Origin of the sequence: Streptomyces sp. 3N207, assembly GCF_052246355.1 — a bacterium.
Classification (GTDB): Bacteria; Actinomycetota; Actinomycetes; order Streptomycetales; family Streptomycetaceae; genus Streptomyces.
The window spans coordinates 25,112-38,189 of sequence record NZ_JBQQBV010000027.1; the positions used below are offsets into that span (position 1 = coordinate 25,112).

At 72.1% G+C, this 13,078-nt stretch carries 11 protein-coding genes; 7 read left to right on the plus strand and 4 right to left on the minus strand.

The features are described 5' to 3' along the window. Nucleotides 1–283 precede the first annotated feature (283 nt). From ACTWP9_RS30830 to ACTWP9_RS30850, 5 genes are all read left to right on the plus strand, one after another. Nucleotides 284–565 carry a hypothetical protein gene (locus ACTWP9_RS30830; protein ID WP_243085736.1) on the plus strand — a complete coding sequence of 94 codons (282 nt, stop codon included), beginning with the start codon at nucleotides 284–286 and terminating at the stop codon, nucleotides 563–565. After that, nucleotides 565–2,862, plus strand: a complete 2,298-nt coding sequence (malQ, locus tag ACTWP9_RS30835; protein ID WP_443249613.1) for a 4-alpha-glucanotransferase — start codon at nucleotides 565–567, stop codon at nucleotides 2,860–2,862. The genes ACTWP9_RS30830 and malQ overlap by 1 nt, the downstream gene beginning before the upstream one ends. Continuing rightward, nucleotides 2,843–3,004 (plus strand): hypothetical protein, encoded by a 162-nt coding sequence (locus ACTWP9_RS30840; protein WP_443249614.1) that lies wholly within the window; start codon nucleotides 2,843–2,845, stop codon nucleotides 3,002–3,004. The genes malQ and ACTWP9_RS30840 overlap by 20 nt, the downstream gene beginning before the upstream one ends. Nucleotides 3,005–3,062: 58 nt before the next feature. Further along, entirely contained in the window at nucleotides 3,063–3,299 is a 237-nt protein-coding gene (locus tag ACTWP9_RS30845; RefSeq protein WP_443249615.1) for a hypothetical protein, read from the plus strand. A 163-nt stretch (nucleotides 3,300–3,462) separates the two neighbouring features. After that, on the plus strand, nucleotides 3,463–4,368 hold the full coding sequence (locus ACTWP9_RS30850) for a hypothetical protein (protein WP_443249616.1): 906 nt from the start codon (nucleotides 3,463–3,465) through the stop codon (nucleotides 4,366–4,368). A 14-nt stretch (nucleotides 4,369–4,382) separates the two neighbouring features. Here ACTWP9_RS30850 and ACTWP9_RS30855 read toward each other — a convergent pair whose 3' ends face one another. Both ACTWP9_RS30855 and ACTWP9_RS30860 read right to left on the minus strand, forming a co-directional pair. Then, complete coding sequence (locus tag ACTWP9_RS30855; protein ID WP_443249617.1) at nucleotides 4,383–5,528, minus strand: serine hydrolase domain-containing protein; 1,146 nt, start codon at nucleotides 5,526–5,528, stop codon at nucleotides 4,383–4,385. An 11-nt stretch (nucleotides 5,529–5,539) separates the two neighbouring features. Next, nucleotides 5,540–6,454, minus strand: coding sequence for a DMT family transporter (locus ACTWP9_RS30860; protein WP_443249618.1), 915 nt, complete (start codon nucleotides 6,452–6,454; stop codon nucleotides 5,540–5,542). Nucleotides 6,455–6,528: 74 nt separating this feature from the next. On the opposite strand from ACTWP9_RS30860, the gene ACTWP9_RS30865 reads away from it, so the two are divergent. After that, the gene (locus ACTWP9_RS30865; protein ID WP_443249619.1) at nucleotides 6,529–7,440 is read left to right on the plus strand and encodes a LysR family transcriptional regulator; all 912 of its coding nucleotides are present in this window, start codon (nucleotides 6,529–6,531) and stop codon (nucleotides 7,438–7,440) included. Between the two features lie 36 nt (nucleotides 7,441–7,476). Here the strand turns inward: ACTWP9_RS30865 and ACTWP9_RS30870 are convergent, their stop codons facing one another. Further along, complete coding sequence (locus ACTWP9_RS30870; protein WP_443249620.1) at nucleotides 7,477–9,309, minus strand: TIGR03767 family metallophosphoesterase; 1,833 nt, start codon at nucleotides 9,307–9,309, stop codon at nucleotides 7,477–7,479. Nucleotides 9,310–9,496: 187 nt separating this feature from the next. Here ACTWP9_RS30870 and pepN point away from each other — a divergent pair, with 187 nt between their 5' ends. After that, nucleotides 9,497–12,073, plus strand: a complete 2,577-nt coding sequence (gene pepN, locus ACTWP9_RS30875; RefSeq protein ID WP_443249621.1) for an aminopeptidase N — start codon at nucleotides 9,497–9,499, stop codon at nucleotides 12,071–12,073. 183 nt (nucleotides 12,074–12,256) lie between these two features. Here the strand turns inward: pepN and snpA are convergent, their stop codons facing one another. Continuing rightward, nucleotides 12,257–12,946: a snapalysin gene (gene snpA, locus ACTWP9_RS30880; RefSeq protein ID WP_443249622.1), complete on the minus strand. Its 690-nt coding sequence runs from the start codon at nucleotides 12,944–12,946 to the stop codon at nucleotides 12,257–12,259. Nucleotides 12,947–13,078: the final 132 nt, after the last annotated feature.

Sequence of the window (13,078 nt, forward strand, 5' to 3'; positions counted from 1 at the left end):
CGCGGCCGTCGCGGGCTTTGGCGCAGTCGTCCGCACCGGCACCAGGGGGCGGGCACCCCCGCCCTCGTCCGCACCTACCCGCCGCCTACCCGCCGGTCCGCAAATACTCGCACCGCATGACCGTTTTGCCCTTTGGTTCTCCTTCTCCGGGCGGGAACTGTCGCCGATTCGCCGCGGGAACCCACGTGAGCTGGGACACGTTCCCTCTTCGGACACGTCTGCACGCCCGTCGACTGGGTAGGGCGAGTCCTGACCATCGATTCGTCAACGAACGGAGGCCCCCGTGGCCGCGTCCGCTGAACTCCTGATCTCCGCCCTCACCCCGCTCCCCCAACAGCGCGCACTCTCCAAACGAGGGCACGAGCCGGTAGACCTGTCCGGTGTGTCCGACCCCGACTCCGGACTCGACGGCTCGTGCACCTGCGGCTGTGCCGACGCGCCGCTCACCAGCGAGCCCCCGCTCGCCGACGCCACCCCGCTGACCAGTGAGCCCCCGCTCGCCGAGGCGCCGCTGACCAGCGAACCCACCGGGGTCGGTTACGGTACGGAGCCGGCAGACATCTGATGACCGGGCTCGCGCGGCTCGCCGCGGCACACGGCGTCTCGCTCTCCTACGAGCCCGCACCGGGCCGGGAGGTCCGGGTGCCCGAGGAGACGGTCGTCTCCGTGCTCGCGGCCCTGGGCGTGGACGCCTCGACGCCGCGCGCCGTCCGTACCGCGCTGGAGCAGCACGAGTGGGAGAGCCGCCGACTGCTGCCGCCCACCGTCGTGCTGCGCTCCGGCGCGCACTCCGGGTCGGTCACCACCGCCTCCTTATCCGGCTTGTCCGGCCTGACGAACTGCTCCGCGCTCCCGGGCGACACCGCACTGCGGGTCGTCACCGAGAGTGGCGAAACCCTCGACTGGGGCCCGGGGACCGCGCTGCCGCCCGGCGTGCACACGCTGCTGGCCCATGCGCCCGACGAGCGTTCCGCGCACAGCACCCTCGTCGTCGCCCCCGACCTCTTCCCCGCGCCCCGTACCCGCCCCGGCAGGACGCGCGGGTACGGACTGCTCTTACAGCTCTACTCGCTGCTGTCGACCCGCTCCTGGGGCATGGGCGACCTCGCCGATCTGGGCGAGCTCGCCGGCTGGGCGGGGCGCTGCCTGGGTGCCGACTTCGTCCAGCTCAACCCGCTGCACAGCGCCGTCCCCGCCGCGCCGGGCGGCCGGACCGACCCCTCGCCCTACCGCCCCTCCTCCCGCCGCTTCCCCGACCCGGTGCACCTGCGTATCGAGGAGATCCCCGAATACGCCTACCTCGGCCCCGCCGAGCGCCGCGCGGCCGACGCCCTGCTGGCCCGCGCCGCAGAGCTGCGCGACGCCGTACTGCACAGGGGCGCACACATCGACCGGGACGCCACCTGGGAGCTGAAGCGCGAGGCCCTGGAGCTGGTCCGTACGGTTCCGCCGAGCCCTGGGCGCCGGGCCGCCTACTGCGACTTCCTCGCCGAGAGCGGACAGGCGCTGGAGGACCACGCCACCTGGTGCGCCCTCGCCGAACTGCACGGCCCCGACTGGCGCTCCTGGCCCGCCGGGCTGGACGACCCCCGCTCGGCCCGTACGGCACGCGCGCGGGACGAGCATCTGGACCGGATCGACTTCCACAGCTGGGCCGCCTGGCTCACCGACTGCCAGCTCGCCGCCGCGCAGCAGACCGCGCGCTCGGCGGGTATGGCGATCGGCCTGGTGCACGACCTGGCCGTCGGCGTGCACCCCAGCGGCGCCGACGCCTGGGCGCACCAGGACATCCTCGCCCAGGGCATCACGGTCGGCGCCCCGCCCGACGCGTTCAACGCCCGCGGCCAGGACTGGGGTCTGCCGCCCTGGCGCCCCGACGCGCTCGCCCGGGAGGGATACGCGCCCTACCGCGAGGTCCTCGCCGGGCTCTTCCGGCACGCGGGCGCGCTGCGCCTCGACCATGTGATGGGCCACTCCCGGCTGTGGTGGGTCCCGGAGGGCCGCCCGCCGACCGAGGGCACCTATGTGCGGTACGACACCGAGGCCATGCACGGCGTCCTCGCGCTGGAGGCCCACCGCGTGGGCGCAGCGGTCATCGGTGAGGACCTGGGCACGGTCGAGCCGGGAGTCCGCGAGGAACTGGCGGCCCGGCGGATGCTGGGCACCTCGGTGCTGTGGTTCGAGCGCGCGTACGGGAGTGCCCGGCAGGGCGGTGCCTCGGTCAGCCGCGAGGGCGACGCCGGTGCGGGCGGTGCGGGCAGTGCTGGTGGAGCCGATGGTGCGGACGGTGCTGCCGACGCAGGCGGTGCTGGTGCCGGTGGTGCCGGTGGTGCTGCCGGTGGGAGCGGGGAGTCCGGGCGGGCCGCGCCGCTGCCGCCGGAGCAGTGGCGGGCCGACTGCCTGGCGACGGCCACCACACACGATCTCCCGAGCACCGCAGCGCGGTTCACCGGCGCGCATGTCGAGCTGCGCGGGCGGCTGGGAATGCTGGCGGACAGCCCTGCCGCCGAGCACGCCGCCGACCGGGCCGAACTCGCCGAGTGGCTCGCCTTGTTCGAGCGGCTGCGGCTGCTGCCGGAGGGGAGGGGCGACGAGGAGGGCGTGATCAAGGCGGTGTACCGGTTCCTCGCCGGCACACCCGCGCGGATGGTCGGCGTCTGGCTGCCGGACGCCGTGGGCGACCGGCGTGCGCAGAACGTGCCGGGCACCAGTGACGAGTACCCCAACTGGCGGCTTCCCGTGGCCGATGCGCAAGGGCGGCCCCGCACGCTGGAGGAGCTGGCCGCCTCCCCGCGCGCCCACGCCCTCTTCGCGGAGCTCCGCCGGGCCCTGCACCCAGGCGGTGACCCCGCGGCCGGGTGAGCCCGTCGACCTGTGGACCGGGTACGCGGGCGGTCAGCCCAACGACTCCACGGACGTGGACACCGGCTCCCGCGAGCGGATCCTCGACCCCTCGGCGCGGTATCTGCACGTTCGGCCGGATCGGCGGCAGCGAGGACGATGAACTCCCGCTAGCACCACCCCGGCGCGCGGCCCGTTCACCCGTCCGATATGTTGGCTGTGTGAGCAACAAGGTCAACAAGAACGCCCTGCGCACAGGCACGGTCGCCGCCGGTGCGACGCTGATGCTGCTGCTGTCGTCGCCTGCGTTCGCGGTAGCGCCCGACGACGGTGACCAGCCGGGCCCCGGTCTGAGCATCGCCGAGACCCTGGGGCTGTACGTCGTCGCGCCGATCGTGCTCTTCCTGGTGATCGCCGGGCTGGTGTCGCTGGGCGACAGGCGCAAGAAGAGCAGCTGACGCCGCACGAGTTGGCCCTCCCGGGACCGCACCGCAGGCCCGGCGGACGGCGAACCGTTATCGGCAGTCGAACTGCCGTGCTTTAGTACAGGGTTGTCCGCATTCGGCGACAGCTCTGTCACACACGTTGGCATCCCGCGGGCGGCGGGGAATCGCCCACCCCATGACGCACGAAGTACCACTCCCGCCCCGTACCGGTCTGCCCACCAGCGAGGAACGGCTGCGTGCCGCGCTGCTGTACGCGCAGAGCGACGCCGCCGCACCGCCCGGCGCCCAGCCCGGAGCGCCCCGCCGCGCGATGATCACGGGCCTGGCGGCGCTCGCCCTGCACTGCTTCTCCGCCGCTCCCTCCCTGCTGGACCTGGAGCGGATCGACGTCCTCGTCCCGGACCTCGGCGAGCCCACCGGACCGGGCGCCCGTGCGCCGCTCCCGGCGGGCTGCGCGTACACCTCGGCGCATCTGATGCGGACCCGCATCCTGCCCGAGCCCGAGGAGATCGCCGGGCTGCCCGTCGCGCCCGTGCCCCGGGCGCTGGCCGATGCCGTGGCCCAGCTGGCCGGCGCCGAGGACGTACGGCGGCTGCTGATCGAGGCGGTACGCGGCGGACACTGCGAGCCGCAGCCTGTGGTGCGTGAGCTGACCAGAGCCCGGCTGCTGGGGCTGCCGCACGTCGCGGACGCCGTGGAGAGCCTGCTGGCGGAGGGGCGCGCACTGACCGAGGGCCTGCTGTACGAGATGGTCTTCGCCCATGGGCTGCCCGACCCCTGCTGGAACGTCGAACTGCGCGTCCCCGGCGGACCGCACCTGGGCGCCGTCGACGCCTACTGGCCGGACCAGGCCGTCGCGGTGGAGATCGACGCCCACACGCCCCGGGCCGGTGCCGAGGCGGCCTGGGACGCGTACACCCACAAGCGTGAGTCCCTCGAACTGCTCGGCATCACCGTCGTCCACGTCACCCCGGACAGGCTGCGCGACTCCCTCGCCCAGCAGGCCACCGTGGTCAGGACGGCCCTGATGGCGGCCTGCGAGCTGGAGCCGGCGGAGTATGTGACGGTCCTCCCGCGCTGACCGGCGGGAGGGGCTCAGTTGCAGTACTCCGCCTCGACCAGGTCGTCGATGCCGCCCGACCAGTCGCCGTTGACGTTGAAGGCGGCCGTGTGTGTGCCGTCCGGCGTGCTGAACGCCGCGGTGAGGGAGCCGTGGATGGTGCCCTCATGGCCCCAGACCGTGACGCCGCAGGGGAGGGTGCGTTCGGTCAGGCCCAGCCCGTAGCGGTCGGTCGAGTCGGCCCGGCGGGTCGTCTGCATCTCGGCCAGCTGACGCGACGGCAGCAGCCGTCCGGTGACCAGGGCGCGTACGAAGCGCACCAGATCCCGGCCGGAGGAGATCATCTCGCCGGAGGCCCCGGCCAGTGACGGGTTGAGCGAGGTGACGTCACGTACCGGCGAATGTGCCCCAGGTGCGAACAGCGTGGAGTACTCCTTGCCGTGCTGCCCGGGAATGCGGGCCGAGGTACCGGGCAGCGAGGTGTCGCGGAGCTTCAGCGGGTGCAGCACGCGGCGTTCGATCTCCGAGGCGTACGAGTGCCCTGTCGCACGCTCGATGACCATGCCGGCCAGCAGGTAGTTGGTGTTGGAGTAGCTCCACCGCGAGCCTGGGCGGAACAGCGACGGCCTCGAGAGGCTGCGCTCGACCAGCTTCTCGGGGGTGTGTGAACTCCGGCGGTGTGCCAGGAAGCGCGGGCTGAAGTAGTTCCTGTGCAGCACGGGATCGGCGGTGTAGTCCGGGATACCGCTGGTGTGGCCGAGGAGTTGGCGCAGCGTGACGGCGCGTCCGGCGCCGCCCCCGGCCCGGTCGTGCTCACCCAGCCGCAGGTCCGGCAGCCAGCGGCGCACCGGGTCGTCCAGCCGCAGCTTGCCTTCCGATTCGAGCTGGAGCAGCACGGTCGCCACGAACGGTTTGGTCAGGCTGCCGATCCGGAAGCGGTCATGCGCCAGCCGGGGGCGACCGGTGGTGCGGTCGGCGGTGCCCGTACTGCCGACCCACGCTCCGGCGCCGTCCTCCACCTGTGCCAGCACTCCGGGGGCGCTGTCCTGTTCGACCATGGCCTCCATCACCTCGCGCGTGCGCGTATGGCCCTGGTCGGCGGCCGTGGAGGAGCTCACTGCCAGCCCGCACGCGGTCACGGTGGCGATCAGACCGCTGAGGAGGGCGCGCGGCGGGTGCATGGGCAGTGACTCTAGTGATCAGCCCGGCTGGTGTGCCAAACAGCGAGGACGACCAGGACGCACCCGGCGAACTGGGTCAACGTGGGCCGTTCGGCGAGGAAGACGACACCCAGCAGCACTGCCAGCACCGGCTGGAGCAGCAGTAGCGCGGCACTGGTGACCGGGGCCAGCCGCGCCAGTGCGGGCCCCAGCAGAACGAGCGCCAGCACCTGCCCGAACAGTGACATCACCGTCAGCCAGCCCAGCGGGCCCCAGCCGGGCGCCGGATCGACACCCGTCCACAGCGCGCCGAGCACACCGGAGGTGACACCGGCGGCCAGCGTGGAGAGGCACACCGGATGGACGGTGTGCGCCCCTCCGCCGCCCAGCCGGGTCAGGAACAGATAGCCCGCGAACGCCACCCCCGCTGCTGCGCCGTAGAGCACTCCGGAGACCGGGCTGCTGCCGGGCTCAGGGTGGCCGATCGCACCGCTGGCCAGCGCGACGCCGAGCAGCAGTACGGGCAGGGTGCGCCAGTAGCGTGCGCCGGGGCGGGTGCGGGTGACGGCGAGGGCGAGCAGCGGGAAGACGGCGATCTGGATGTTGAGCAGCACGGTGGCGATGGACGAGCCCACATCGTGGATGCTCTGCGCCCAGAAGACGAAGTCGACGCCCAGCAGCGCCCCCGCCACCAGGTCGAACAGCTGGGCGCGGGCCGGCCGCGGTCCCAGTCGGCGCCGCTCAGCCACGGCGACGGGCACCAGCGCCACCAGTGCCAGCAGGCAGCGCAGAAAGGCCGCTGTGCCCGCGTTGACGCCGGACAGCTTCACGAACATCGCGGAGGCCGAGATGCATGACGATGCCGCCACGGCCAGCAGTACCGGGCTGCGCCCGGCCAGTCCGGCGCCTGGCTCGGTCCCCTGGGTGCCCTCTCTGGCGGTGGTCATGACAGTCACTCTGCCTGCCATAACTCTCAAGCAAAAGCGACGATTTATATGCGGTACTCGTTAGCATTGCTTGGGTGTTCAGTTCTGACAGGCTCCGCGCGCTCGACGCGGTCGCCGTGCACGGCTCGCTGGCCCGCGCGGCGGTCGCCCTGCACATCACGCCCTCCGGTGTCTCCCAGCAGCTGGCCAAGCTGGAGCGCGAGGCGGGCCACCGGCTGCTGGAGCCGCACGGCCGCGGCGTCCGCCTCACCCACGCCGGACGGGTGCTGGCCGAGCACGCGGCACGCGTCGTCGCGCAGCTGTCCGCTGCCGAGTCCGATCTGGCCGACCTCGGTGACGAGATCATCGGCCCTCTCCGGCTCGGCGGCGTCGGCAGCTCGCTGCGCGCCCTGCTGCCCGATGTGCTGGCCACGCTCACCGAGGCGCACCCCCGGCTGCGGCCGACCGTGGTGGACGGCGAGGCCGTGGACATGGTGCCGCTGCTGCTGGCCGGCGAACTGGATCTGCTGCTGATCGAGAGCTGGCACAGCCGCCCCATGCCGCTGCCCGAGGGGGTCCGGGTCAAGACCCTCGCCGTGGAGGAGGTACAGGCGGCGCTACCGTCCCGGCACCCACTGGCCGACCGGGAAACGCTGGACCTGGGCGAACTCGCGGGCGTCGTCTGGTCGAGCTGCCCGGAGGGCACCGAGCCGTACGAGGCGCTGGTGCAGGCTCTGCGGGCGCGCGGCATCGAGCCACGGGTCCGTTACACCGTCACCGAGTACGCCACTCAGCTCGCCTTCGTCGCGCGTGGGCTGACCGTCGCGCTGGTCCCCGAGATGGCCCGGACGCCCTGCCCGCCCGGCGTGCGGTTCGTGCCCGTGCGCCCACCGCTGCACCGCGAGGTGCGGGCCGCCTGGCGCGCAGGCGGTGACAGCCCCTCGGTACGGGCATGCCTGGCCGCCCTCACGGCCGAGGAGCGGGACGGCGGAGAGGGCATGGAATGAGACCACCGCGCGGTGACTCACGGTTCGCGGAGCGACTCACGGTTTGCGGAGCAGAAGTTCGGTGTTGCGGTCCCCTTCACCGCCCTCCAGCCCCCTGCGGGCTCCTGGGGCGTTGTAGGCGAGCTCCCGGTAGAGGGCGGCCAGCCCGGTCTGCGACAGGTCGGTGAAGTCGGTACGGTGCGGGGCCGCCGACTCGATGAGGGTGGTGAACAGGGAGAGGGTGCCGTCCTTGTTGTCCACCAGCTCGACGGTGCGCGCCAGTTGCGGATAGTCGATGTGGGAGGCCGTACTGATCTCCCAGAACGTGCCGTGCGGAGTGATCCGGTTGCGGTGGCTGTGCCCGTTGACCCAGGCCACCGCGTGCGGGGCGGCCCGCAGCAGCGCCAGCAGCTCCTTGCCGCCTTCCGGAATGGTGGTGCTGGTGTGGTGGCTGAAGACGATCGCGTACTTGTCGTCGTGCTCCGCCAGTTTGCGCTCCAGCCAGCGCAGCTGCGCCTTGCCCACCCGGCCTTTGTAGTGCCCGTCGCGCCGGGTGGTGTCCAGGCTGAAGCCCATCACGTCCTTGGATATCGGGAACGCGTAGTACAGCCTGCCGTCCTCGGCGTGCGCCTCCGTGTACCCGTGCCCTGCCGGTCCGCGTCCCATGGCGTGCGGCCGTGCCAGGGTCCGTACGTACTCGCGCGGGGTGACCGGCGCGCGCTTGGGGTCCGGGGTGACGGTGCGCATACGGCGCCGCTCGGAGCGCAGCATCTCCTCGAACAGTTTCCCCTTGGGGTCGAGGCCCTTGTCCACGGCCCGCCACAGCCGGGCGGCCTGCGCCTTGGGCAGATCCATCAGCTTCCGGTCACCGACCGAGAAGTCGGCGAAGAAGCCGCGCGCGTCCGCGGCGGCGAAACAGCCGCCCGGCAGGGCGTCATGGTTGCCGACCGTGGCGTACCAGGGCAGCTTCAGACCAGGACTGGTCACCTGCTGGACAGCAGCCCGCAAGAAACCGTGCATCCGTGGGTAACCCACGCTCTTGTCGTGATCGCGTACATCGGAGTCCGGCTGCCAGTAGTCCCGCAGCCCGGAGTCCTGCACGCCCTCGTACAGCATGGGCTCGCCGGTGTTGGGAGTGATCCGTCCGCCGCTCATCACGTGCACGAACCACTCCAGTTCGGCGAGCGAGTTGTTGTCGGTGTTGTCACCCGTGGTGACGACGCAGGAGAGCGGGGCGCCGGTGGCGGGCCCGCCGGTCAGTGCGTTCACCCGCTCGACCAGCGATACCGCCCCGGCGACCGACAGCGCCTCCTGCGGCCGCCACGCGCTGGCGGTCTCCGCGCGCAGATACTCGTAGCGCAGCGGGTGCTGCACATCCACCAGATGCAGATCGGTGAACTGTACGAACGCCGCCAGCGGTACGGCCTTCGCAGCGCGCTGCCGCTCGGCCGACGCCAGCTCGGTGCGGACCACCCGACGCCAGCCGGGCCCCGTCACCAGCCGCTTGAACGGCCCGTCCCCGGAGGGCACCGCGACCCCCGTAAGGGTGGTGCCGGTGTGCGGCGCGCTCACGACAGCCGGGGCGCGTGAGGTGCGGCGGGGTCGTACGGGGGCGTGGGGGGCGGACGCGGCGGCAGGGGACGGCTCGGCTGGTGCGGTCACCAACCCGAACGCCGCGGCGGCGCCGGCGGCCCCGGCGATGGCGAGCACCCGACGGCGCCCATGGCCGGCCGAGGGGATGCCGGCGGGGCCGTGCGAGGGCGGGTGGAGGCGGGCGGCAGCGGGAGCGGAAGAGGAATCGGGAGGGTGAGCGGCAGTGGAATCGGCGGGGGGAATGTGGGGGGTGGAGTCGGTCGGGACACAGCGGTCGCGGCGGTTGCGACGTGACATTCGGTCTCCTGATACGGAGGTGCACAGGGGCCGGGGAAGCCCCTCATCCGATGTATTGGCGACCCGGATGACCCCTGTCTGAACAGCACGGGAACGCCCGCCACCAGCTGTCACAACCGCGTGCAAGTATGGCTTCAGCAATCAGTACGACAGCGCCGAGATCCGCGAGAGTGGGGAGACCAACCAAGTGCCTGGCACGAATCTGACGCGCGAAGAGGCCCAGGAGCGGGCCCGGCTGCTCACCGTGGACTCGTACGAGATCGAGCTGGACATCAGCGAAGCCGAGAGCGGTGGGGGCACCTTCCGCTCCGTGACGACGGTCCGCTTCCACGCGGCAGAGGCCGGCGACACCTTCGCCGATCTGGTCGCGCCCACCGTGCACGAGGTCACCCTCAACGGTGAGTCCCTCGACCCGGCCGCCGTCTTCGCCGACTCCCGTATCGCTCTGCGCGGACTGGCGCAGGGGCCCCAGGAGCTGCGCGTCGTCGCGGACTGTGCCTACACCAACACCGGCGAGGGCCTGCACCGCTTCGTGGACCCGGTCGACGACCAGGCGTACCTCTACACCCAGTTCGAGGTGCCGGACGCGCGCCGCGTCTTCGCCACCTTCGAGCAGCCGGATCTGAAGGCCACCTTCCAGTTCACCGTCGGCGCCCCGGAGGGCTGGACGGTGATCTCCAACTCCCCGACCCCCGAGCCGGTGGAGAACGTTTGGCACTTCGCCCCCACGCCGCGGATCTCCACGTACATCACGGCGCTGATCGCCGGCCCGTACCACTCGGTGCACAGCAGCTGGGAGGGCGACAGCCGCAGCGTGCCGCTGGGCATCTACTGCCGTCCCTCGCTGGCCGAGTATCTCGACGCCGACGCGATCTTCGAGGTCACCCGGCAGGGCTTCGACTGGTTCCAGGAGAAGTTCGACTACCCGTACCCGTTCGAGAAGTACGACCAGCTCTTCGTGCCCGAGTTCAACGCGGGCGCCATGGAGAACGCGGGCGCGGTCACCATCCGCGACCAGTACGTCTTCCGCTCCAAGGTCACCGATGCCGCCTACGAGGGCCGCGCCGAGACCATCCTGCACGAGCTGGCCCACATGTGGTTCGGCGACCTGGTCACCATGGAGTGGTGGAACGACCTGTGGCTGAACGAGTCGTTCGCCACCTACACCTCCATCGCCTGCCAGGCGCACGCCCCGGGCAGCCGCTGGCCGCACGCCTGGACGAGCTTCGCCAACCAGATGAAGACCTGGGCCTACCGCCAGGACCAGCTGCCCTCCACCCACCCGATCATGGCCACGATCCGGGACCTGGACGACGTCCTGGTCAACTTCGACGGCATCACGTACGCCAAGGGCGCCTCCGTTCTCAAGCAGCTCGTCGCCTACGTCGGCATGGACGAGTTCTTCCAGGGCGTACGCGCCTACTTCAAGCGCCACGAGTGGGGCAACACCCGGCTGGGCGACCTCCTCGGCGCGCTGGAGGAGACCTCCGGGCGCGATCTGAAGGCATGGTCCAAGGCGTGGCTGGAGACCGCGGGCATCAACGTCCTGCGGCCCGAGCTCAGCTGCGCCGAGGACGGCACCCTCACCGCGCTGGCCATCCGCCAGGAGGCCCCCGCGCTGCCCACAGGCGCCACCGGGCAGCCCACGCTGCGCCCGCACCGCCTCGGCGTCGGCTTCTACGACCTGGTGGACGGCAAGCTGGTGCGCACCGACAGCGTCGAACTCGACGTCGAAGGCGAGCTGACCCAGGTGCCGCTGCCCCGCGAGCGCAAGCGCCCCGACGTGCTGCTGCTCAACGACGGCGACTACACCTACACCAAGGTCCGGCTGGACCCCGAGTCGCTGGCCAACGTCACCCTGTACCTGGGCGACTTCGCCGACCCGCTGCCGCGCGCCCTGTGCTGGGCGTCGGCCTGGGACATGACCCGCGACGCCGAACTGCCCGCGCGCTCCTACCTCGACCTGGTGCTCTCCGGCATCGGCAAGGAGTCCGACATCGGCGTCGTGCAGTCCCTGCAGCGCCAGGTCAAGCTCGCCCTGGACCTGTACGCGGCACCGGCCTGGCGGGAGACCGGGCTGACCCGCTGGGCCGAGGCGGCGCTGGAGCAGCTGCGCGCCGCGGCGCCCGGCAGCGACCACCAGCTCGCCTGGGCCCGCGCGTTCGCCGCCGTGGCCCGTACTGACGACCAGCTCGATCTGCTCGCTGCGCTGCTGGACGGCAGCGAGACCATCGAGGGCCTGGTCGTCGACACGGAGCTGCGCTGGGCGTTCCTGGAGCGGCTCGCCGCCACCGGCCGGGCCGGTGATGCGCAGATCGGTGCCGAGCTGGAGCGGGACGCCACCTCGGCGGGCGAACGGCACGCCGCCGCGGCCCGCGCCGCGCGCCCCACCCCCGAGGCGAAGGCGGAGGCGTGGCGGGCCGTCGTGGAGAGCGACGCCCTGCCCAACGCGGTCCAGGAGGCCGTCATCTCCGGCTTCGTCCAGACCGACCAGCGGACCCTGCTGGCGCCCTACACCGAGCGCTACTTCGCCGCCGTCAAGGACGTGTGGGAGCAGCGCAGCCACGAGATGGCGCAGCAGGTTGCCATCGGGCTCTACCCGGTGCTCCAGGTTTCCCAGGAGACCCTGGAGGCCACCGATGCCTGGCTCGCCTCGGCCGAGCCCGGCGCGGCGCTGCGCCGACTGGTGACCGAGTCCCGGGCCGGCGTCGAGCGGGCGCTGCGGGCCCAGGCCGCCGACGAGGCGGCGGGCGCCGCCGGCTGACCCGACGCGGCGCCCCGCTGCGGGAGCCCGCTCCGGAAGCCCCGCTTTGGGAGCCCCGCTTTGGGACGACGTCCATGCAGCTGCCCCCGGCCGACCAGGCCGGGGGCAGCTGTGCAGGGGGGATCAGCCGACAGCGCGGCTCACGTGGGGCTCATGTGGGCTCACGTACGGCTCACCTGCGACTCACTTGAAGAGCGCGGCCTTCTCGAACGCGACGTCGGTGACACCGTTCGCCCACAGCTGCTCGACCTTCGCGCGCTCGGCAGCGTCGGGCTGGTCGTTGGTGCAGGACGGGCCGGGGCCGCCGCCGGACATCAGTTCGCTGCACGGGCCCTCGTAGTGGTCCGGCAGACCGAGCACATGGCCGGTCTCGTGCGCGACGACGCGGTTGGAGTCGTACTCCTGGTTCTGCGCGTAGTCCAGGAAGATGTAGCCGCCTCCGTGCCCGTCGGTGGACGCGTAGCTGCCGCGCGGGTCGTTCCCCTCGCGGTAGTCGAAGGTGGCGCCGCCGCCCTCGGCCAGCTTCACGTTCGAGACGGCGGAGTTCCACACGGAGGTGCTGTTGGCTATCTGGTTGCGGAAGGTGGGCGCGCCGCTGGCGTCGTAGTTGATGGTGACCTGCTGGATGCCGGGCTTCTCGGCCTGCTTCTTGAGCGCTGCCTTGACGATGAGCTTGAAGAACTTCTCGTTGTCGCGCTGGTTCTCGCCGGTGAAGCCCTGTGTGGTGGGGGTGGCGTGGGAGGCCGCGTCGGAGTGGGTGGCGGACGTGGTGGAGGCGCCGTCCAGGGCCGTGGCGGGTGCGGCACCCAGGCCGAGAGCGACGGTCACGCCCAGGCCGAGCGCCGCCGGAAGAGCCGGTCTGCGGTATCTCATGGGGGGTCTCTCCTCGAATTCCGAGGAACCGGCGCCGCTCTGGGATGTTGGCGTGGGGGGCGCCGCCGGTCCCTCCGGACGGATTTCTGCTGCGGGAGAGTGTGTTCGAGCGCGCGGCGTTCCGGAATGATG

What these genes read in the sequence shown, in the direction of transcription:
- snpA (WP_443249622.1), bottom strand. Translation starts at nt 12,946, where the DNA reads ATGAGATACCGCAGACCGGCTCTTCCGGCGGCGCTCGGCCTGGGCGTG.
- ACTWP9_RS30855 (WP_443249617.1), bottom strand. Translation starts at nt 5,528, where the DNA reads ATGCACCCGCCGCGCGCCCTCCTCAGCGGTCTGATCGCCACCGTGACC.
- ACTWP9_RS30870 (WP_443249620.1), bottom strand. Translation starts at nt 9,309, where the DNA reads ATGTCACGTCGCAACCGCCGCGACCGCTGTGTCCCGACCGACTCCACC.
- malQ (WP_443249613.1), top strand. Translation starts at nt 565, where the DNA reads ATGACCGGGCTCGCGCGGCTCGCCGCGGCACACGGCGTCTCGCTCTCC.
- ACTWP9_RS30860 (WP_443249618.1), bottom strand. Translation starts at nt 6,454, where the DNA reads ATGACCACCGCCAGAGAGGGCACCCAGGGGACCGAGCCAGGCGCCGGA.
- ACTWP9_RS30850 (WP_443249616.1), top strand. Translation starts at nt 3,463, where the DNA reads ATGACGCACGAAGTACCACTCCCGCCCCGTACCGGTCTGCCCACCAGC.